Genomic DNA, 20,106 nt, shown 5'->3' on the forward strand with positions numbered 1-20,106 from the left:
ACCATGGCCATCGTCGTCGAATCGAAGAAAGCCTGTGCGGTCAATCCGCTGAAGATGAGTCAGCCGCTCGGTGCGAGCTATGCGTTCATGGGGCTCGACGCCTGCATGCCTGTGATGCACGGCTCGCAGGGTTGCACGTCGTTCGGCCTCGTGCTGCTGGTGCGCCATTTCAAGGAGGCGATTCCGTTACAGACCACGGCGATGAACGAGGTCACGACCATCCTTGGCGGATACGAGAACATCGAAACGGCGCTGCTGAACATCCGCAAGCGGGCAGCGCCGAAGATCATCGCAATCTGCTCGACGGGACTCACCGAAACCAAGGGCGACGACGTGGAGGGCTATCTCGCGATGGTTCGCAAGCGCAAGCCCGAGCTCGACGACACCGAACTCGTATACGTGTCCACGCCCGATTATGTCGGCGGGTTCGAGGACGGCTACAGGCACGCGGTTACCGCTGTCGTGAAAGCGATGGTCAAGCCGCTGCCGAGCGTCGCCCGGCAGGTCACGCTGCTGCCAGGTAGCCATCTTTCGCCTGCCGATATCGACGAGCTGCGCGAGATCGTCAGTATGTTCGGGCTGGATGCGATCGTCCTGCCGGATCTGTCCGGTTCGCTCGACGGCCACATCGCACCGGACTGGCGGGGCACGACGCTCGGTGGCACGACGCTGGAGCAGATTCGTGCAGCCGGCGCATCGGCCTTCACGATCGGGGTAGGTGAGCAGACCCGCGAGGGTGCGCAGGCGTTGCAGGCGATTGCCGGCACACCGTTCGAAATATTCGAGCGGCTCACCGGGCTCGAACCCAACGACCGGCTGTTGCAGCGCCTCGCGCAATTTTCTGGCCGGTCCGTGCCCGCGAAGTACCGTCGGCAGCGCAGCCAGTTGCTCGACGCGATGCTCGACGGCCACTTCTACACCGGTGGCATCAAGGTGGCGCTCGGCGCCGAGCCCGACCTGTTGCTCGCGCTCGGCGCGCTGCTGCACGAAATGGGCGCTGAGTTGAGAGTCTGCGTCAGCACGACCACTTCATCATCGCACACGCTACTGCCGGCGACCGAGGTCGTGCTGGGCGACCTCGAAGACATGGAACGAGCCGCGGGCGACTGCGATCTGCTGATCACGCATTCGCATGGCCGGCAGATGGCTGAGCGGCTGGGCAAGCCGCTAATGCGCGTCGGCTTCCCCGTGTTCGATCGCGTAGGCAACGCGCACCGCTGCCAGGTCGGCTACCGCGGCACGATGAACCTGATCTTCGAGATCGCGAACCTGATGATCGAGCAGATCGCCCATCACCGTCCGGGGGACTGGCCGTTGCCGCAATCGTCGGTCGATCTGGCAGCGCGCGATCCGGCGCGCGAAGTGAAGATTCCGGTCGTCACGGCCATGCCCGAACCCAATCAGGAGCACACAGCATGAAGATCGCTTTTGCGACCCAGGACCGGCAGTACGTCGACGCCCATTTTGGCTGGGCGAAGAGCATCGTAATCTACAACGTCACGCCCGACGGGTATGAGTTTGTTGAGGCATTCGACTTCGGCGGCAAGCTCGAGGAAGACGGCGACGAGGACAAGCTTGCGCCGAAGCTTGAAGCCGTAAAGGACTGCGCGATCCTGTACGTTGCCGCGATTGGTGGTTCGGGTGCCGCGCGCGTGGTGGCGCTGAAGATTCATCCAATCAAGGTGCCGCAGCCGGAACCAATCGAAGAGATTCTCGCCAGGCTGCTGGGCGTGCTCAAGGGCACACCGCCTCCATGGCTGCGCAAGGCGCTCGCGAAGGACGGCGAACGTACATACGATTTCGAAGACGACGAGGTATCTCATGGCTGAAGCCATCACCGATCACACGGCCGCGGACGCGGCCAGCGACGAGGCGCTGCTTGCAACGCCGTTTATCCAGCAACTTGTCAGGCAGATGCGCGCGCAGGACACCCACGGCACGTGGGAAGGCAGGACAGACCTTCAGTTGCTCAAGCCGTACATCCTGACGCCGGATGAGCGTCGCGCAATTCCGATCATGGGCGACCCGGACCCCGAGACCCTGTGGCATCTGGAGCTGTTCTACAACGCCATCGCGGTGGCGATCGAGCGCGAGACCGGGCAGATGGTGTCGCCAATGATGAAGATGAGCCACGAGGGATTCGGCCGCATGGTGCTGATCGCGGGGAGGCTCGTGGTCGTCAACAAGCAGCTTCGTGACGTGCACCGCTTCGGCTTCCCTTCGCTTGCGAAACTGGCTGCGGCCGGAAGCGGGTTCCTGGCCGATGCCGTCGGGATGATCCGGGCCTATCCGTCCGTCGCGCAGTACGGCACCTGAGCAGGGAGCACACGATGACCGATGCTGTCGAACTGAAGGCGCGTTTGAAGAAGCTCAACGCGCAGGCCACTCAGGCGAAGATGGATCTGCACGACCTGTCCGAGGAACTGCCGACGAACTGGGAGCAGATTCTCACCGTCGCACAGCGTTGCCACGATGCGCACGCCGCCTTGATGGAAGCGCGCAAGGCCGCCGCCGCGGCTTGCGCGTAACCCCGCACGCAGGAGGCAAAGATGAGCGATATCTTCAGCGTGAAGCTGCCGAGCGGCGAGACCTGGACGCCGACTTTCGTGTCCACACTCGACGAGCAGAAGTGCATTGGTTGCGGCCGGTGCTTCAAGGTTTGCCCGCGCGGTGTACTGGAGCTCGTGGGGCTCGACGAGGAGGGCGCGCACGTCGCGCTCGACGGCGAGGACGAAGACGACGAATACGAAAAGAAAGTCATGACCATCGCCCACCGTGAACTGTGCATCGGTTGTACCGCCTGCGCGAAGATCTGTCCGAAGAAGTGCTACACGCACTCGGCGGCGCATGTCTGAGCATGCCGTCATGGACTTTCACGCCACGTTGATGCGCCATGCTGTGAGTCCAGGAGACCCCACCGTACTGGCTCTTGCGGGTGTATTGTCGGGCGCCTTCGATCAATACGGTGCGCACGTGCTCCCGATCCCGGGACTCGACGCGAGCAAGACACGCTGGCTGCTCTCGCGCTGGTTCCCGGGGGGCGATGCCGCGTTGCCGTTCGCATGGGAGGGGATGGACGGTACGTCGCGGTGCAGGTCGCGTTACGACGAAGTGGAAGATCTGGTGACGTTGTTCAAGGACCACGCCGATCCCGATGCCGGTACGGCCGAGGAGGCTGAGTGCATTGCACATGCGCTGGCCGGTGCGTGCCTGGGCACCAATCACCTGTGGCAGGACCTGCAACTGCCTTCGCGACGCGAACTCTCTGCTTTGCTCGGCTACTGGTTTCCACGGCTCGCCGCCAAAAATACCCATGACATGAAGTGGAAAAAGTTCTTTTACAAGCAATTGTGCGAACGGGAAGGACTGTTTGTCTGCAAGGCGCCGAGCTGTGGTGTGTGCTCGGACTATGCGCACTGTTTCGGGCCGGAGTAGGCAGGCTCGGTGATCCAGGCGTAGTCCTTGCTTCGTTCTGGTTACCGTTATGTATTTCGGTATATAACCAACAAACTGGACACGATATCCGACACGCCATGGACCCGACATCTGAAGGCGCGCCGCGGGCGCGCTGGACACCTTGTACGCGCGCCTGTTACCGGACATTGCACTGGCCCGTGGCGCATGCTTTCCGCGATCGGCCTGCGCAGGGCTCGCGGGTCGTCTGCCCGCCACTGCCGGCGCCGTCGCACCGCCTGCTTGCGATCTGTGCGGAAGCCGGTCTGCGCGAGCTGGTGCGGCAGCACATGAGGCGCCTGCGTACTACGCCGCTCTTCGCGCACGCGGGCGATTGCTTCGACTGCGTAACCGAGCGGGTGGCGGACTATGTTGTCGAGGCCTGTGGAGGGCCGCTCTACTACAGCCAGCGGCATGCGCATCTTCAGGCGGGGGCAGGGCTGCCGCTGCTGCTCGACGAGGAAGGGCGCGAACTATGGCTCGTGCAATTGTGGCATGCGTTCGACGACGTGAACTTTCCGCCTGCGCTACGCGCGGACTTCTGGGGTTGGGCCGAACCGCTGTCCGTGCAGTTGCTTGCCCCGCGTGCGCGTCATGAGGCGCTTACCCGCTATGCGTACGACACGGTACGCAGCTGGTTCACGACGTCGACGTCACTGGCGCGTTCGCTGGACGACGAAGCATCATGGCAGCGCTGACTGGAGCAGGCCGACCGGAATGCGGGCACACGGCTGTGAACCACGCCGCCCCGATCACGGCCACGGATGCGGACGTCGAGCGACTGCGGGCGCACGTCGCCAGTCTGGCGCGTGAATTGCAATGGATCGAACGGATGTTGCTCGACAGCGGCACGATCGACGCGTTGCTGCGTGGGCGGCGTTTCGTCTATGTCGGTGGCCGGCCCCGGAGCAACGCGGTGCTGCGCGAGTGGCTGGCGCGCGCGGGAGGCGTGTTCGTGCATCACGTCTCGCTGATCGACGCGGATCCCAGCGACCGGGCGACCCGGTTTGCCGCGCTGTTGCCGCGCACGGATGCGGTGCTGTGCCCGCTCGACACCATCGACGCCGGGTCCCTCGTCGCGCTGCGCAACATCTGTGCACACCACGGCGTTCCGTGGGTGGCACTGCGCACGTCGAACCTGGCGAGCTTTGTCGCCGGGATATCGCGGGCGGATCATCGGCGGCAACGGCTTGCAGCGCTGCCGCCATTCGCATACGGGTGGCGCAGGCTGCGCTGAGTGTGCCTGCGGATTGTTTGGCTCCGGCGTTGTGCCGGAGCCAAACGACGACTTGAATCGGTGAAGCGACAAAATGTCGGAATTACTACAACGCTATGGTGTGTTTCTGAACGTCGAAAACCCCGACAACGACGCGCGCGACGCGCTCCGGCAGACTGTTCGAACCGGCGTCGAGGCGGAGCAGATGGGGTTCCACGACGTCTGGGTGGCCGAGCACCACTACAGTCCGTTCGCGATCGGCAGCGCGCTGACCGTGCTGCTATCACACATCGCGGCGCTGACGTCGACGATCCGGCTCGGCAGCGGCGCATCGCTGCTCGCACTGAACGACCCGCTGCGCGTTGCGGAGGATATCGCTGCACTCGACCTGCTGAGCGGCGGGCGCATAGAGTTCGGTGTCGCGCGCGGTGGGCCGTTTCCGGAGCAGTATCGTCCCTCGGGGATCCAGTCCGTGGATGTCGCGCGCGAACGCATGCATGAGGCGCTCGATTTGATCCGGCGGCTATGGAGCGAGCCGCAAACACATTTCGACGGACGCTTCTTCCGGTATGAAGGTGTCGCAGTCTATCCGCGTCCGTTGCAGCGCCCAATGCCAGTCTGGCTCGCGAGCCTTGCGGGGGACTCACTGCGCATTGCTGCGGAGCACGGCTATGGCCTGATGGCGACGCCTTCTTCGGATCTCGGTCAAATTGCGGAGCAGGTGGCCGACGAACGCGCACGGCGCGGCGCCTTTCCGTTTGCTATCGCGCGTTTTTTTCATTGCGACAACGATAGCCGTCGCGCGATCGAGCACGGTGTCGCGGCAGTGCGCGCGTATCCCCGTCTGATGGGCGTGCGGTTCCCGCCGGGCAAGCTGCCACCTATGTTCTCGCCGGACGCAACGGAAGCCGTGATCCTCGCGAACGCGATCATCGGCGATCCAGGGCAGTGTGTGGCGCGCGCGAAAGAGCTGGGCGAACGGCTCGGCCCGCACCGGCTGCTGCTCAAGCCCGCCACACACGATGCCCATGAGGCGCGTGCCTCGCTCGCACGGTTCGCTTGTGCGGCGGGCCTGATCTGATCCGACGGGCGTGCTGCTGCGGCAGCACCGGCCCACGAATGGCCCACATCTTGCAACAGGTGATGTGAAGCCTGATTCATAACGTGGAGTGTCGGTAATGTCGGATTCCCTTCATCGGATGGACTGGTCGCCGTTCTGGTTGTCGCTGCGCGTCGCGGGGGTCGCGACGGTGTTTGCACTCGTCGCCGGGATTGCCCTCGGCTGGTTGTTCGCGCGCCGGCGCTTCCCCGGCAGCGCTGTCGTCGAAGCTGTCTGCATGCTGCCGCTCGTGTTGCCGCCGACCGTGATCGGCTATGCGTTGCTGGTCGCGGCCGGGCGGCGAAGCGTTGTCGGCGGTTGGCTCTACCGGCAGGCCGGCTACACGATCGTCTTCAACTGGCACGGCGCTGTGCTCGCGTCGGCGATCGTCGCGTTGCCGCTCGTGCTGAAGTCCGCTAACGCGGCGTTCGCGGGCGTGGACCGTTCGCTCGAGGCCGCGGCGCGGACGCTGCGACAGTCGCAGTGGTCGGTGTTCGTGCGCGTCACGCTGCCGCTCGCGTGGCCCGGCATCCTTGCCGGCACGCTGCTCGCGTTTGCACGCGCGATGGGTGAGTTCGGTGCGACGCTGATGGTGGCGGGCGACATCCCGCATCAGACGCAGACGCTGTCGATGGCGATCTACGACGCGATGCAGGACGGCCGCGATCAGGCTGCGTTGTTGCTGGTGTTCGTCACGTCGATCCTGTCCATCGCTGTGCTCGTGCTGTCTGGCCGCTTTCTTTCCCTTCGCTGATTTCGTGGAGCCCTTTCGTGAAACGTCTTCTCGCCTTCCTGTTCGTCGGTCTGGTCGCGGCAGCGCCGTGTGTCGCGTTCGCGCAGCAGCTGACCGTTTCTGCCGCAGCCAGCCTGACCGACGCGTTCAAGGAGGTGGGCGCGAAGTTCGAGGCGACACATCCGGATGTGACGGTACGCTTCAACTTCGGTGCATCGGGCATGCTGTTGCAGCAGATCCGTCAAGGCGCACCAGTCGACGTGTTCGCGAGCGCCGATGAGCAGACTGTCACGCGCGGCGTCGAAGCCGGGCTGTTCGACGAATCCACGCGCCGCGATTTCGCGACGAACGCGCTGGTGCTGATCGTGCCAGCCGCACAGGATTCGCCGGTGAAGAGCGTGATGGACCTGTCGAATCCGGCGGTGCGGCGGATCGCCATCGGCAAGGTGTCGACCGTGCCGGTAGGCCGCTACACGCAACAAGCGCTCGAAAAGGCGATGCTGTGGGATGCGCTTGCGCCGAAGTTTGCGCAGGCAGACAGCGTGCGTCAGGTACTGGATTACGTCTCCCGGGGGGAAGCCGACGCGGGCTTCGTCTATCGCACCGACGCCGCGCTGATGCCGGGCAAGGTTGAGATCGTGCAGGCAGTTGGCGGACACGATCCGGTGACCTACCCGGTCATCGCAGTTAGCGCGAGCCGCGAAAAGGCGCTCGCGAAGGCGTTCCTGGATTATCTGCTGACGCCTTCTGCGCAGGATATCCTGAAGCGCTACGGTTTCTCGCAGTCCTGACGCCGCCGCACGATGATTGACATCGATCTCGAGGCGACCATCTCTGATGGCGCGCGACATTTCGCTCTCGGAATGCGGTTCGTGTCCGACGCGACGGTGATCGCGCTTTACGGACCTTCGGGCGGCGGAAAGTCGATGACACTCCAGGCGATCGCGGGGCTGCTCAGACCGCAGCGCGGACATGTCAGGATCGGCGACCGCGTGCTGTTCGATTCTGTGCAGCACATTGATCTGCCGCCCGAGCAACGCGGCATCGGCTATCTGTTCCAGCACTACGCGCTGTTTCCACACCTGAGCGTGCGGGAGAACGTCGCGTTCGGGTTGACGAACTGGCGGCGCCGAAGGCTTGCACCAGTCGACACTCACCGCGTCGACGAATTGCTGGAGATGTTCGGGCTCGCCGCGCTGGCGGCGAGCCGCCCGGCGACGTTATCAGGCGGTCAGCAGCAGCGCGTCGCGCTGGCGCGCTCGCTCGCGTGTCGTCCTGGCCTGCTGCTGCTCGACGAGCCATTCGCCGCACTGAACCCGCTGTTGCGCGAGGATCTGCGCAGGCAGCTTGCCTGCGTGTTTGCGCGCTGGAATTTGCCAGTCGTCATGATCACGCATGACGTTGACGATGTTCTCGCGTTGGCGCAGGTCGCGTTTGTCGTGGAGCGCGGCAGCGTGACCCGCGAAGTCGACGTTCGGCGAGACCAGCCGCGCGCGGTGACGACCTGCTCGTTGTTGCCCGAACGTACGGTCGAGCCGCTCACCGCGAACGCGTACCGCGTGCGCGAGCTGCTCCACGTGCAGGCGGAATGTTGACATGCGCCGGAACGCGTCCGTCGCCGCCGGCGCGACGTTACTCGGGTCCGAGTTGAAGCTGGCCGGTCGTCTCGATGCGCGCTTCTTCGCGTTGATGGAGGCGATCGACCACACTGGCTCAATCAATCGTGCGGCCCGAACGGCAGGCTACAGCTACAAGGGCGCGTGGCTGTTGCTGGAAAGCGCGGCCAATCTTGCCAGCCAGCCGCTGGTCGAAACAGGAACGGGCGGCAAGGGTGGCGGCGGCACGCGCCTCACGCCAGCGGCATTCACGCTGCTCGACGCGTGGCGTCAGCTGGAGGCTGCAAACCAGGCATTCCTGCGCGAGCAGGAGGCGTGGCTCAACCGGTTGCCGGCTGTGGCCGGCCTTCTCAGGAGAATCGCAATGAAAACGACCGCGCGTAACCAGCTCGCCGGAACAATTGACGCTGTTATACCAGGGCCGGTTACTACCCAGGTGTCGGTGACGATACCGGGTGGCCAGCAGGTGGTCGCGACCATCACGACGGCCGCTGCCGGACGGCTGAAGCTTGAGCCCGGGAAGGAGGCGATCCTGCTGATCAAGTCATCGGCGATCGTGCTCGTGATCGACTTCGCCGGCTATACGCTGTCGGCGCGTAACCAGTTTTCCGGAACGATCTCGCGGGTCGAATGCGGTGCGGTTTCTTCGCTGGTTGTGCTGACGTTGCCGGGTGGCACCAGCCTGACTGCGAGCGTCACCAACGACGCCGTCGATGCACTGTCGCTGGCAGTCGGTATGCAGGCGACAGCTGTATTCAAGGCATATTCTGTGATGGTGGCCACCACGGCGTGACCTTAGGCGGTCTTCTGGTGATTACGCTAAAGCAGCCCAGTCAGTGATGGCAGCAAAGGCCGCCGAATGCCCCTTCGTCCCGTTCAGTCGAATGGGAGGTTGCAGTTAACGTAGACGAAATCTGAACGTCGGCGCAACCATCGATCTGAACGGCGCATTCTGGGCGGTGTGGAATTCGGCACTGATCTGCCAATATCAGTCGTGCGCCAACAGTTTGATAACGGGTGCCATTGATTTCGCATTCCCGTGTCAACCGCCGTTCGCGACGGTGATGAGTCTGTTGCGAACTCCGACTTCGTATTCAAGTTTGTGCGCTACCCGCTAACGCGCAGAACTATCTGTATCGATGCGGCCGGGGAAGTGCCGACCATGATTTAGACCGTGTCCCCAGAGAGATGAAACCGGTACTGACATACGACCGCGCCGTGCACCTGCGCGAACTGGGTGCACGGTCACTTATCGCATAGCGATTCGATCGTCATCACACGACGTCGCATTGCAGCATCACGCGCTTCATCGCAAGACGCATGAGCGCCAGGGCAAGCGACGTTACGACCATGATGCACGTGGAGTAAGCGGCGGCCTGCGAGACGAAGCCGTTTTCATCGAGTTGCATGACAGCGACTGAAGCGAGATTCAGCGCAGGCGTAACGAGAAAGACAACGGCTGACAGCGTTACCATTGAGCGCATGAACAAAAAGAAAAACACGCTCACAGCAGTTGCGGCGACGAAGGGAAGCACGGCATCCTGGAGTGCATGGCGTAGGCCGCCTCCCAGGCAATCCACGACTTCCTCGAGCGCTGCCGGCACCGCGCGCAACCCCGTGCTCATCGTGAGAAAGCCCTGCGTGTGATAGTGATAGAAGTTGCAGAGCACGATAACAGTGGCGCTGCCATAGAGCCATGTCCCCAGCGGACCGCTATTGAATGCGAGAATATAAGCGAGACCGACAACCATCCCCGGCACGGCGGCTGGCAGCACGGCCACGGTGTAAATCAGCCTCGACACCGCGCCCGGCATGCGGCGCGCGCCATAGCTCAGGCAGAACAGCAACAGCACGCCCAGTGCGGCCGCCGCGAGCGAGATTTCCAGCGACGTGATGATTGCGCCATATCCGCCGGACAATTCGCCCCGGTAATTGGCGAGAGTCAGTTCGAGCCGGTACGGCCACAAGCGTACGAAGCTTGCAAAGACGACGGTCGCGACGGAAGCCACGATCGGCAGCAGCGCGAGCAGGCAGCCGACACCGAGCAGCCTGTCACGCAGGCGATTCACACGGGGCGTCACTGATACACGGCTCTCCGATGCCCCGCCGAATTGCCGCTGCGAAGCCATGCGCTCGATATACACCGAGGCGAGCGAAGGCAGCAGCAAGACCATGCCGACCGCGGCGCCCGTGCCGAAGTTCATCTGCCCGGAAACCTGGTTGTAGATCTCCGTGGCGAGCACGTGATAGTTCCCGCCGATCACCACCGCATTGCCGAAGTCCGTGATCGTCACGGTGAACACGACGAAGGCGGCGGACAGCAGGCCAAAACGCACATTCGGCAAGGTGAGTGCAAAGAATTGCTGCCAGCGTCGCGCGCCGAGCACGTCGGCGGCGTCGTAGTAGCGGGCGTCCGATTGTGAGAGCGCCGCGCCGATAATGAGCACAGCCTGCGGCAACGCATAGATCACGTCGGCGATCAGGAGTCCCCAGAAACCGTAGATCTCGACGTCCCAGCCGGTCCACTTGTGCACGAGGCCATTGCGTCCGAGCAGGAACAGCATGCCGAGGCCTTGCATCAGCGAAGGCGCGAGCATCGGAAGCAGCAGCGTCGCGCGGATCATGTTCGGCGCAGGCAGGCGCGAGCGCTGTAAGCTGAACGCGATCATGAAGCCGAGCACGATGCTCACGAGCGTCGTCGCGGCGCTCAGCACGAGGCTGTGCCACGCCGCCTCCAGCATGCCGGGCGTGCGCCAGAGCGCGACATAGTTGCCCACGCCCAGTCTCGCGTCGCCATTCACGAGGCTATGCCACGCGATAACCGCAAGCGGATAGAGGAAGAACAGCGCGAGACAGGCAAGCGGCACCGCGACCATCGCGACGCGCAGCACGGCGCCCATCGTGCGGCCCGTGCGCTCGACGCGCAGGCGATTCGTGGCAGCAAGCGAGGCGCTCATGCCGCCACCCATGCGCAGCGATCGTTGGCCACGGAAAGGGTGACCGGCGCGCCTGCTTCCATCGGCAGGCCACGCGGCTGTTCGGCGAGCAGTTCGCGGCCGCACCAGTGCAGGCGTATGCGCGTGGTGCTGCCGAGGAAGGTCGAGTCGATCACGCGGGCGGGCGCGCCTTCGCTGTGTGCTCCCGGCGACACCGTGAGATCCTCGGGACGCACGCACGCTTCGAATGCGGCATCGGCGCCGCCCGGATGGTGCGTCATCAAGGCAGGGAATGCATCGCGCACCCACGACGCAGGCAGCAGGTTCGAGGTGCCGATAAAACTCGCCACGAAGCGCGTGCGCGGGCGCTCGTATAGTTCGCGCGGCGAGCCGATCTGCTCGATGCGCCCGTGATTCATGCAGATGATCTTGTCTGCGAGCGTGAGTGCCTCTTCCTGATCGTGCGTCACCATGATGGTGGGAATGCGCAGACGGCGCTGGACATCGTGAATTTCGCGGCGCATTTCGACGCGCACCTGTGCATCGAGTGCGGAGAGCGGTTCGTCAAGCAGGAGCAGCGAGGGATCGACGGCGATGGCGCGCGCGATCGCGACGCGTTGCTGTTGACCGCCGGAAAGCTGGCCCGGATAGCGGCCGGCGAGATGCGGCAGGCGAATCAGTTCGAGCAGTTCCTTGCAACGTGCGTCGATCTGCGCGCGCGGCACGCCGCGAATCTTCATCCCATAGCCGATGTTCTGCGCGACCGTCATGTTCGGGAACAGCGAGTAGGACTGGAACACGATGCCGAAGCCGCGTTCGCGCGCGGGAATCTCCAGCAGCGAGCGCGTACCCATCATGACACTTCCGCCGTCGGCGTCGAGCAGGCCGGCGATGACGCGCAGCAGTGTGGTCTTGCCGCAGCCGCTCGGACCCAGCAGGCAGACGAACTCGTCCTCCTGCACGTCGAAATGAATGCGTTCGAGCGCGACGTGCCCGGCAAATGTCTTGAAGAGATCGGAGACGGTGAGATGCATGATGACTTCCCTGAGTGGCCAGGCGAGGTTGCCCGACGTTGCGCCGGGCACGAAACGGACTACGGGACAGCGCGACTGCGCTTAATGCATCACGTCGGTCTTGAAGCGTCTGAGTACTGCATCGTGCATTTTCGCGGAAGCGGCGAAGTCCATCGGGTACAGCACTTTGGAGACGTCGGCGGGCAGGCCTTCGGCGATCTGTTCGGGCGTCGGCTTGATGCCCGGCGTCGTGACGATTTCCTTGTATTGCTGATAGAGCTTCGCGGCGTCGGGCGAGGCGACCCATTCGAGGAAACGCCCGGTATCGGCTTGATGCGTCGAACTCTTCAGCATGCCCGAGCCTTCGAGCTCGTAACCGACATACTTCGACGGAATCACCATCTTCACCGGGAAGCCGGCCTTGATCGACTGCATGGCGACGAACGCGAACGAAGCGCCCACGGCGTATTCGCCGGTGCGCGCGAGCTTGCACGGTTGCGAGCCCGACGGCGTGAACTGCGCGACATTCGCGCCGACCTCCTTGAGGATCTGCCAGCCCTTGTCCTCGCCCGCGCCTTGCAGGATCGCGGCGATTTGCAGATAGCCCGTGCCCGACGAAGCAGGGTCCGGCATCACCACGTTTCCTCTGTAGACCGGCTTGGCGAGGTCTTCCCACGAGGTCGGCATAGGCAACTTCTTCGCGGCAAGCGCGTCGGTGTTCACGCAGAGCGCGGCCATATAGCCGGTCGCGGCAAACCATTTGTCGGCCGGATCGCGGAACTGCTTCGGCAGGCTCGACACGTTCTTGCCGCTCACCGGCGCGAGCTGCTCCGCGATGCGCGGATCGAGCAGATTCGTGAGCGCTTCGCCCCAAACCGCGTCCGCATGCGGCGCGCCGGATTCGGCGATCATGCGCGCGGCGAGGTCGCCCGTGGACAGACGCAGCACGTTGACCTGTACGTCGGGCAGCGCCTTTTTCGCGGCGGCGAGGTACGTGGCGATTTCGTCGCTTTCCAGTGCGGAGTACACGGTGATCTGCCCGGCGCGCGCGGCGTTCGAGATCGTGCACGTGAGCAGCCCGAGGGCGAAAAGCGAAGTCGGTGTCTTGCGGATACGCATTGCGATCTTCCTGAAAGAGTGAGAGGTGACCGAAGAAGGAACCCCACAAAGTCACAAGGCGCGCGCGTTGCCGTCTGTGTCGAACCGTGTGTTTTTGCGCTGTGTGGTTTTGTGGATATTTGCAGAATATTGGCATTGGGTCTAGCAATCAAAAATATCTGCTGCCATGATGGCGACACCACGAAAGCGAGCCTCGCGCGCCTTAGGCGCGGGGGTTTTGCCACACTGTTCACGTCATGGCAGCGGCAGCGCTGCCCCAGAAAAGGGCATTCAAGATGAGTCAGGAAAGCGACGATGTGCTGCGCGAATTCGAGGCATTCGCGGTGCTGCTCGCCGACGAGGCACGCGAGATCTCGCTGAGCTATTTCCGCAAGAAGCTCGACATCGAGACCAAGTCGGACGAGAGCCCCGTGACCATTGCCGACCGCGAGATCGAGGCGCATATCCGCGCGCGGCTCGCGCAGCGCTTTCCCGCGCATGGCATCTTCGGCGAGGAACACGGGCGTGAGCGGACGGACGCGGAGTACGTCTGGGTCATCGATCCGATCGATGGCACGCGCAGTTTCGTGACGGGCTGGCCGATCTGGGGGACGCTGTTCGCACTGCTGCGCAACGGCGAGCCGGTGCTCGGCATCGTCGATGTGCCCGTGACCGGCGAACGGTGGATCGGCGGCAAACTGGGCGCCTGCGACAGGCAGGGCGTGGCGCTGCACACGAGCGGCTGCACGCGCCTCGCGGCGGCGCATGTCTACGCCACGTCGCCCGACATCTTCGATGCAGCCGAACTGCCGGTGTTCGAAGCGGTGTGCCGTGGCGCCGCGAGCCGCCGGTTCGGCGGCGATTGCTACAGTTACGCGATGGTCGCGGCGGGCTACGTCGACGCCGTCGTCGAAGCGGGCTTGCAGCCTTACGACTATCTGGCTATCGTGCCGGTCGTGGAGGCCGCGGGCGGGCGCGTGACGGACTGGCAGGGCTGCGCGGTGGGAATGGGCAGTGACGGACGTATCATCGCTGCGGCCACACAGGAGCTGCATGCGCAGATCCTCGAGATCACACGCCGTCTTTGAGCGCGAAAGCAGAGCCGGACAAGCTATGAGGGGGCAGACAGTCCATGTTGGTTGAGGAGCGATATCGCCGCATTCGCGCGCTGTTGAAGGCGCACGGCACCGTGTCGGTCGAGCATATGACGGAGGCGCTCGGCGTCTCGCGCGAGACGATTCGCCGCGATCTCGTCGAGCTCGACACGGCGGGCGAAATCCGCCGCGTGCATGGCGGCGCGATGTTCGTCGAGAGCGAATTGCCCATCGGCGTGCGAGCGGGCATTCGCGTGAAGGAAAAGCGCGCGCTCGCGCGCGGTGCGCTGGCGCATATCGGCAGCGGACAGACGCTGTTCATCGACGCAGGGACCACCACGGCGATTCTTGCCGAAGCCCTCGCTTCGCTGAGCGGTCTGCACATCGTCACGAACTCGGTGGCCGTCGCCAACGAGCTGGCTGGCGAGCGCGCCGCAAAGTCGGGCGGCCATGCGGTGCATCTGCTGGGGGGCGCATTCAATGCGCCGGTTGGCGCGACGTATGGCGGTGCCGCGATCACCGAGGTGCATCGCTTTCACGCCGACATTGCCTTGCTGTCACCTGTCGGCGTGGACGCGGTGCATGGCGCGACGAGCTTTATTCAGGAGGAAGCGGAAATGGCCGACGCCATGAGCCGCAATGCGAAGCAAACCCTTATCCTCGCGGACTACTCGAAGATCGGCGTGCGCAGCAGGGTGGTGTCGTGTCCCGTCGAGCGCATGTCGGTCATCGTCACGAACAGTCGGGCGGCGAAGTCGCCTCAAGCCCAGGCATTGGGCGACGTGGTGCCTGCAATCGAGTACGTCTGAGACTGCCTCGTTCTCGACTGGCTCGATCGCCGAACGGACGGCATGGCGTCTTCATCTGCTGCGTTTCGCGCTGCCTCACTCCTTCGTGTGCAGACTGTCCAGCGAACGTTTGCGCAGGCGAGTTTCATGAAGCGCGCCTGCGGCGTCGAGCACGGGGTAGGCTGTCGAGCAGAAAAGCGAATTCAGGCGCTTCATGTTGCTGATGAGATCCAGGTGCAAGGCGCTGGTTTCCACACTGCGCATCGACTGTCCCGCAAGCCGGTCCAGATGCTTGTGGGAATACGCGCGCTCAAGATCGCGAAAGCGTTCCTTTTCGGCCAGAAGCTGCTCCGCGCAGCGCAGATCGTTGTTCAGAAAAACGGACAGGCCGAGCCGGAGGTTGCTCACCAGCCGCGCGTGGAGATCGTCGAGTTCCCCCAATCCTTCCTCGGAGAAAGCGAGTCGTTGAGAGATCTTTTTCTCTTCGATGTCGCTCACGATGCGCTCGATGATGTCGCCCGCATGCTCGAGATTGATCGTGAGGGAAATGATGTCCGTCCAGCGCTGGCTTTCGGCTTCATCCAGCTGTTCGCGCGAGATCAGGGTCAGATAGCTTTTGACTTCGGCGTATAGCTGGTCGACATCATCGTCCATCCGCATGGTTTCGCGCGCGACGGCGAGATCGTTGCGTCTGAGCAGCTCGGAGACGTTCTCCAGCATCACGCTGACGATGTCGCCAATCCGCAGTACTTCGCGCGACGCGTTGGCCAGCGCGAGTCCCGGCGTGGCAAGCCCGGCAGGATCGAGATGCAGCGGACGCAGTTCGCCTGCCACCAGTGGGCGGTCGGGCAACAACCGCCGGCTGATGGCGGCGACCCGGTCGACCATGGTGAGGCAGGCGCAGCATCGCACTGTGTTGTAGATGAGATGGAAGCCGACTACGGCCTCGCGCGGATTCGCAATGATGACCGGCAATACGCGTGCGAGCAACGATGCGAACGGCAGGATAATCACCGCACCGAGGAGCTTGAATGCGAAGCTGCCCGCGGAGAGGCGTCGAGCCGCAGCATTTTGAGGCAATGCGCTCATCAGCGCGAGCAGCCCGCTGCCGAGATTCGCGCCGACCACCAGACACAATGCGACCTTCAGCGAGATGACGCCGGAGGAGGCGAGTGTCGCGGTCAAAAGAACGGCCGCGAGGCTCGAATACGAGAGCATCGCAAAGGCCGCGCCGACCAGTGCATCGAGCATCGTGTCGCCGGTCAGGGCGCTGAACATCACCCTGACGCCGGTGCCCTGCATCATGGGTTGCGCGGCTTCCACAATCAAATGAAGTGCAAGCAAGATCAAACCTAGCCCGATGAGCGTGCGCCCCGTTTGACCGACGCGCGTCTGCTTGCGCGTGAGAAAAAGCGGCACGCCGACGAGTATCAGCAGCGGCGACAACCACGACAGATCGAGTGTCAGCACCCGCGCCATGAGCGCGGTGCCAACGTCGGCGCCCAGCATGATGGTCAGCCCGCTCGCCAGCGACACCATGCCTTGCGCGGCGAACGACGAGATGATGACCGCCGTGGCGTTACTGCTTTGTACGAGGCTGGTGACGCCTAGACCGGAGAGGAAGGCCTTGAGCCGGCTGCCCGTGCTGCGGCCGAGGATTGCGCGAAGATCGGCGCCTAGCACGCGCAGAATGCCGGTGCGGACGATGTGTGTGCCCCACACCAAAAGCGACACACCGGAAAGCAGATTCAGAAGGATCAACACGATTGGATATCGCGACGTGCAGGATCATCGTCAAGATTGCGAGTTAATTGGATACATGTTATAACTTGCTCAGGCGTTTTCCAGCACGATACCCTGAATTATCTTGGCAGCGTCTTCACACTTATCGGTGATTGTCTCGAGCAATTCGTAGACGCTTTTCAGTTTGATCAGTGTCTTTACATCCTCCTCCTCATGGAACAGTCGCGAGATCGCGATACGTAGCAATCTGTCAACGTTGGATTCAAGCTCGTCGATCTCCCTGCAGCATCCCAGGATCTGTTGCGACTGTTTCATGTCAGAAAGCATACTGACTGCCTGCTGAACCTGAATAACTGTTCGCGTGCTCAGGCGCGCAAACTCGATCGCATCATCGGGCAGCGCTTTCACGTCATACAGCGTTATGGTGTTTGCGACATCCTCAATGACATCGATGATGTCATCCATCGTATTGATAAGCTGTTGGATCTCGTCGCGATCAAGTGGCGTGATGAATGTCTTGTGCAACAGGTCGTTGCAGTCACTGGTAAGCTTGTCGGCAGCCTTTTCGATGATCTTTACATTCCGTCGATGATGCTCCGCATCCTCAAGATTCTCTATCAGCTTTTCGAGAGCGCGACTGCCATCCACAATATAACGGGCGTGAGCATTGAAGAGTTCGAAGAAGTTACCTTCTCTGGGCATGAACCGGCCGAACATAGGGCATCACCTCAGGTTCGACGGTGCGACGCTCGCTCCGTCACAAGAATGACACATCTTACCGCTATTCGGGTTGTATCCTGTTGCGCCAAAATTCGGTGACCTCCGCTCGACGGCCCGGTGTTTGAAACACGGCAGAGCGGGATAGGGTCGGGCAATACGTCGGGTCTCGAAGCGGAACTCTCAGTGCGTTGCTCCCCGAGGAGGACGCTGCTTCCGGCGAAGATCGGGCGCAGCAGCGGCAATCCATCGTGGGACACTGCTGCGTTGCGTGCCGCGCAGCGCCCGGATCCCGATGCCCGCGGACGTCGATTAAAAAAGCGCCTGCAAGCTTTACGGTGATAGTTCGACCATGACCGGCGCTCGCGCAGTCGGCGACGCGAAGTTGCCAGAGCTCGCCGCGTTTTGCCATCGTCTTCGGCGAAAGACGCGTGGGCAGCCGTGTAGTTGCCACGGCCGTCATACCCCGCAGGGAACGCATGGTGCTCTGGAAATACTATCGCGCCGTACAAACTAACTGGCATCTAAGCAATGAATGACCTGTTGATCGTTATTGGCCTCTCCATGTTTGTGCTCTCGCTTGTGGCATTGCTCGGTGTGATGCTCATGGACACGCCACTTTGAGACGCACGAGCGATGCTCTCCATGGTCAGATTCGGTTCGTCCTTCTGTGGCAACTTGAACTGTTGGGCGTGACCCCCGAGATGCGTTCCGGAGTCCGGAGTCCGGAGTCGGGAGTCGCGACGATTGCGTTCAACGGTAAAGAACTCGTACGCATATGTGGATCCCGCGCATCGATGATGCGACTCACGTAGTGCTGCGCGGCGCCGCGCAACATCCGCACATTATCTTCCGAAAACCGGGATTCTTGAATCCCTTGCTCTGGATGTTTTGCCGAAAACGGGGTATCACGCAAACCCCATTCCTAACGCACATGTAATTGGGAATGCAAATGCGAATCTTGGCCCTCTGGCAACGTGTTGGTTGGTTATTCAGGTTTTGTTGTATTTCAACGGGGAAGGCGGCCGAGCTATTCGTGCAACGAAGCTCGATCGTTTGCTCCGAGCCAAGCTCCCGAGGAAATTGGCCGTGTAATTGTCTCGCGCGCGAAATTTTTGGGTGGCCGCTACTGCTTGTGGTCGAGATTGGGCAACAGTCGCTTAGCTCGCAAACCGGTTTGGTCCTGTGGCACTGGCTGGGGTGGTCAGTTCTCTGGTAACAACGGCGTATCCAATTTAACATAAGTAACATTATCAACATCAGTGGTACCTTTTAGAGCGTTGCGTCACGGAGGGACTGTCATCAAGTTGTCCGCAACAGAGACATAGGATTTGGCATCTTTTACTGTTGCGCGAATTCATGGCCTTTCTACAGCTCTCGGACGCGCTTGTGCCTGGCCGTCTACGAGGCGTCGCACTCGTGGACGACTCCGCCTTTCCTCGATATTGGGCCAACGTCTGGCTAATCATGTCGATGGGCCATCTGGCCGAAAATACCCAAACTGGCAAGCTTCGGTACATCGAAGATCTCTACCGGCATGCAGACCGGATTCTGGGACCGAGCGGCCTCGACGATGCACTTGCTGGTTCCGATGACGGCGCACTGGCCGACGTTCTCGAATCATGGTTTGTTTCTATCAGAAACCGGGCGCGGGCCACCCGAGCCGACGAGTTACGCTGGCACGCTGGCCTCGGATTCGTGACCGATGTGCTGACTTGGCTTTCGAGGAGCCGGATTCCTGACGAACGCCTGCGTAGCATAGAGGCACGGCTGCATAGGCTTTCGACCTTGTACAGCCAATTGCACGTGCGCAAAAGCGGTCAGGTCGAAACCATCCGCTCGTTGCCAGCCTCCGTCGTAGAGACGCTCTACGGGCTGCTTGACCCGGATTCAGGCCGGAATCCGTTCAAACATGCGGGGACCCGCTGGCGAGTTTACATTGCCTTCATCCTGATGCTGCATCAAGGCCTGCGACGCGGTGAGTTGCTGCTGCTTACGGCAGACTGTGTGAAATCGGGCTTCGACAGGACGCGCAACACGCTGCGTTATTGGCTCAACATACAGCAAAATGAATACGAGGATTCAGAAGCCGACGAACCGATCGACACACGGTATTCGAAGCCGAGTATCAAAACCGCTCATTCGGTCAGGCAGATTCCTGTTAGCCCGCTCACGGCGCAGCTGGTTCAGACCTATGTCGAAAACTATCGTGGTCGTCCCAGCCATCCGTTCCTGCTCAATTCATATGCTGGTAATCCGCTCGCGACTGAATCGCTGACGAAAGCGTTTCGCGAGGTTTCGAATGCACTACCAGACCCGGTACGCCAGAAATTGCGTGATCGCAGTGACAAGGACGCCGTTATGCCGCATGACCTGCGGCACACCTGCGCGGTCGTTCGCTTACGTCAATTGCTGGACAACGGTGACCCGATGGACGAGGCGCTGCAGAAGATGCGAACGTTCTTCGGGTGGTCAAAGAAGTCGGTGATGCCCTCGCGCTACGCACGTGCTGTGTTCGAGGACAGGCTATCCGCCGTTTGGAACGACTGCTTTGATGACCGAGTGGCGTTGCTACGCGCCATTCCGAAAGGTCTTTGAGC

General features: G+C 62.3%; 22 protein-coding genes. 17 read left to right on the forward strand and 5 right to left on the reverse strand.

From position 1 onward, the window contains the following. Window positions 1-3: 3 nt before the first annotated feature. The 13 genes from nifN to C7401_RS30105 all read left to right on the forward strand — a co-directional run bounded on the left by nifN (window position 4) and on the right by C7401_RS30105 (window position 8,910). Window positions 4-1,419 carry a nitrogenase iron-molybdenum cofactor biosynthesis protein NifN gene (gene nifN, locus C7401_RS30045; RefSeq protein ID WP_112175022.1) on the forward strand — a complete coding sequence of 472 codons (1,416 nt, stop codon included), beginning with the start codon at window positions 4-6 and terminating at the stop codon, window positions 1,417-1,419. After that, window positions 1,416-1,829, forward strand: a complete 414-nt coding sequence (nifX, locus tag C7401_RS30050) for a nitrogen fixation protein NifX (protein WP_112175023.1) — start codon at window positions 1,416-1,418, stop codon at window positions 1,827-1,829. The genes nifN and nifX overlap by 4 nt, the downstream gene beginning before the upstream one ends. After that, entirely contained in the window at window positions 1,822-2,316 is a 495-nt protein-coding gene (locus C7401_RS30055; protein ID WP_112175024.1) for a NifX-associated nitrogen fixation protein, read from the forward strand. Before nifX ends, C7401_RS30055 begins: the two co-directional genes overlap by 8 nt. 14 nt (window positions 2,317-2,330) lie before the next feature. Further along, entirely contained in the window at window positions 2,331-2,528 is a 198-nt protein-coding gene (locus C7401_RS30060) for a CCE_0567 family metalloprotein (protein ID WP_042270764.1), read from the forward strand. Window positions 2,529-2,549: 21 nt separating this feature from the next. After that, window positions 2,550-2,855 carry a ferredoxin III, nif-specific gene (fdxB, locus tag C7401_RS30065; protein ID WP_112175025.1) on the forward strand — a complete coding sequence of 102 codons (306 nt, stop codon included), beginning with the start codon at window positions 2,550-2,552 and terminating at the stop codon, window positions 2,853-2,855. Between the two features lie 10 nt (window positions 2,856-2,865). Next, the gene (locus C7401_RS30070) at window positions 2,866-3,435 is read left to right on the forward strand and encodes a nitrogen fixation protein NifQ (RefSeq protein WP_112175078.1); all 570 of its coding nucleotides are present in this window, start codon (window positions 2,866-2,868) and stop codon (window positions 3,433-3,435) included. A gap of 98 nt (window positions 3,436-3,533) precedes the next feature. Further along, window positions 3,534-4,151, forward strand: a complete 618-nt coding sequence (locus C7401_RS30075) for a globin family protein (protein ID WP_181565724.1) — start codon at window positions 3,534-3,536, stop codon at window positions 4,149-4,151. Then, complete coding sequence (locus C7401_RS30080; RefSeq protein ID WP_112175026.1) at window positions 4,139-4,690, forward strand: DUF2325 domain-containing protein; 552 nt, start codon at window positions 4,139-4,141, stop codon at window positions 4,688-4,690. The genes C7401_RS30075 and C7401_RS30080 overlap by 13 nt, the downstream gene beginning before the upstream one ends. A gap of 73 nt (window positions 4,691-4,763) precedes the next feature. Further along, window positions 4,764-5,750: an LLM class flavin-dependent oxidoreductase gene (locus C7401_RS30085; protein WP_112175027.1), complete on the forward strand. Its 987-nt coding sequence runs from the start codon at window positions 4,764-4,766 to the stop codon at window positions 5,748-5,750. 97 nt (window positions 5,751-5,847) lie between these two features. After that, the gene (gene modB, locus C7401_RS30090; RefSeq protein WP_112175028.1) at window positions 5,848-6,522 is read left to right on the forward strand and encodes a molybdate ABC transporter permease subunit; all 675 of its coding nucleotides are present in this window, start codon (window positions 5,848-5,850) and stop codon (window positions 6,520-6,522) included. Between the two features lie 17 nt (window positions 6,523-6,539). Beyond that, window positions 6,540-7,292 carry a molybdate ABC transporter substrate-binding protein gene (modA, locus tag C7401_RS30095; protein ID WP_112175029.1) on the forward strand — a complete coding sequence of 251 codons (753 nt, stop codon included), beginning with the start codon at window positions 6,540-6,542 and terminating at the stop codon, window positions 7,290-7,292. A 12-nt stretch (window positions 7,293-7,304) separates the two neighbouring features. Further along, window positions 7,305-8,096, forward strand: coding sequence for an ABC transporter ATP-binding protein (locus C7401_RS30100; protein WP_112175030.1), 792 nt, complete (start codon window positions 7,305-7,307; stop codon window positions 8,094-8,096). Between the two features lies 1 nt (window position 8,097). Further along, window positions 8,098-8,910, forward strand: a complete 813-nt coding sequence (locus tag C7401_RS30105; RefSeq protein WP_112175031.1) for a TOBE domain-containing protein — start codon at window positions 8,098-8,100, stop codon at window positions 8,908-8,910. A gap of 481 nt (window positions 8,911-9,391) precedes the next feature. Here C7401_RS30105 and C7401_RS30110 read toward each other — a convergent pair whose 3' ends face one another. From C7401_RS30110 to C7401_RS30120, 3 genes are all read right to left on the reverse strand, one after another. Beyond that, on the reverse strand, window positions 9,392-11,074 hold the full coding sequence (locus C7401_RS30110; RefSeq protein ID WP_112175080.1) for an ABC transporter permease subunit: 1,683 nt from the start codon (window positions 11,072-11,074) through the stop codon (window positions 9,392-9,394). Continuing rightward, window positions 11,071-12,087, reverse strand: a complete 1,017-nt coding sequence (locus C7401_RS30115; RefSeq protein ID WP_112175032.1) for an ABC transporter ATP-binding protein — start codon at window positions 12,085-12,087, stop codon at window positions 11,071-11,073. Before C7401_RS30115 ends, C7401_RS30110 begins: the two co-directional genes overlap by 4 nt. A gap of 81 nt (window positions 12,088-12,168) precedes the next feature. Next, window positions 12,169-13,185 (reverse strand): ABC transporter substrate-binding protein, encoded by a 1,017-nt coding sequence (locus tag C7401_RS30120; protein WP_181565725.1) that lies wholly within the window; start codon window positions 13,183-13,185, stop codon window positions 12,169-12,171. A gap of 275 nt (window positions 13,186-13,460) precedes the next feature. Here C7401_RS30120 and hisN point away from each other — a divergent pair, with 275 nt between their 5' ends. Both hisN and C7401_RS30130 read left to right on the forward strand, forming a co-directional pair. After that, window positions 13,461-14,252 (forward strand): histidinol-phosphatase, encoded by a 792-nt coding sequence (gene hisN / locus C7401_RS30125; RefSeq protein WP_112175033.1) that lies wholly within the window; start codon window positions 13,461-13,463, stop codon window positions 14,250-14,252. Between the two features lie 44 nt (window positions 14,253-14,296). Next, on the forward strand, window positions 14,297-15,067 hold the full coding sequence (locus tag C7401_RS30130; RefSeq protein WP_112175034.1) for a DeoR/GlpR family DNA-binding transcription regulator: 771 nt from the start codon (window positions 14,297-14,299) through the stop codon (window positions 15,065-15,067). 75 nt (window positions 15,068-15,142) lie between these two features. Here C7401_RS30130 and C7401_RS30135 read toward each other — a convergent pair whose 3' ends face one another. Continuing rightward, window positions 15,143-16,810 (reverse strand): Na/Pi cotransporter family protein, encoded by a 1,668-nt coding sequence (locus C7401_RS30135; protein ID WP_112175035.1) that lies wholly within the window; start codon window positions 16,808-16,810, stop codon window positions 15,143-15,145. 69 nt (window positions 16,811-16,879) lie between these two features. Beyond that, window positions 16,880-17,506, reverse strand: coding sequence for a DUF47 domain-containing protein (locus C7401_RS30140; RefSeq protein ID WP_112175036.1), 627 nt, complete (start codon window positions 17,504-17,506; stop codon window positions 16,880-16,882). A gap of 120 nt (window positions 17,507-17,626) precedes the next feature. Here C7401_RS30140 and C7401_RS45370 point away from each other — a divergent pair, with 120 nt between their 5' ends. Together C7401_RS45370 and C7401_RS30150 are read left to right on the forward strand one after the other, a co-directional pair. After that, window positions 17,627-17,848: a TonB C-terminal domain-containing protein gene (locus tag C7401_RS45370; RefSeq protein ID WP_112175037.1), complete on the forward strand. Its 222-nt coding sequence runs from the start codon at window positions 17,627-17,629 to the stop codon at window positions 17,846-17,848. Between the two features lie 1,077 nt (window positions 17,849-18,925). After that, window positions 18,926-20,104 (forward strand): tyrosine-type recombinase/integrase, encoded by a 1,179-nt coding sequence (locus C7401_RS30150; protein ID WP_258397279.1) that lies wholly within the window; start codon window positions 18,926-18,928, stop codon window positions 20,102-20,104. The last annotated feature ends 2 nt before the right edge of the window (window positions 20,105-20,106 follow it).

It is taken from the genome of Paraburkholderia unamae, assembly GCF_003268775.1.
In the GTDB taxonomy this organism is placed as follows: domain Bacteria; phylum Pseudomonadota; class Gammaproteobacteria; order Burkholderiales; family Burkholderiaceae; genus Paraburkholderia; species Paraburkholderia unamae.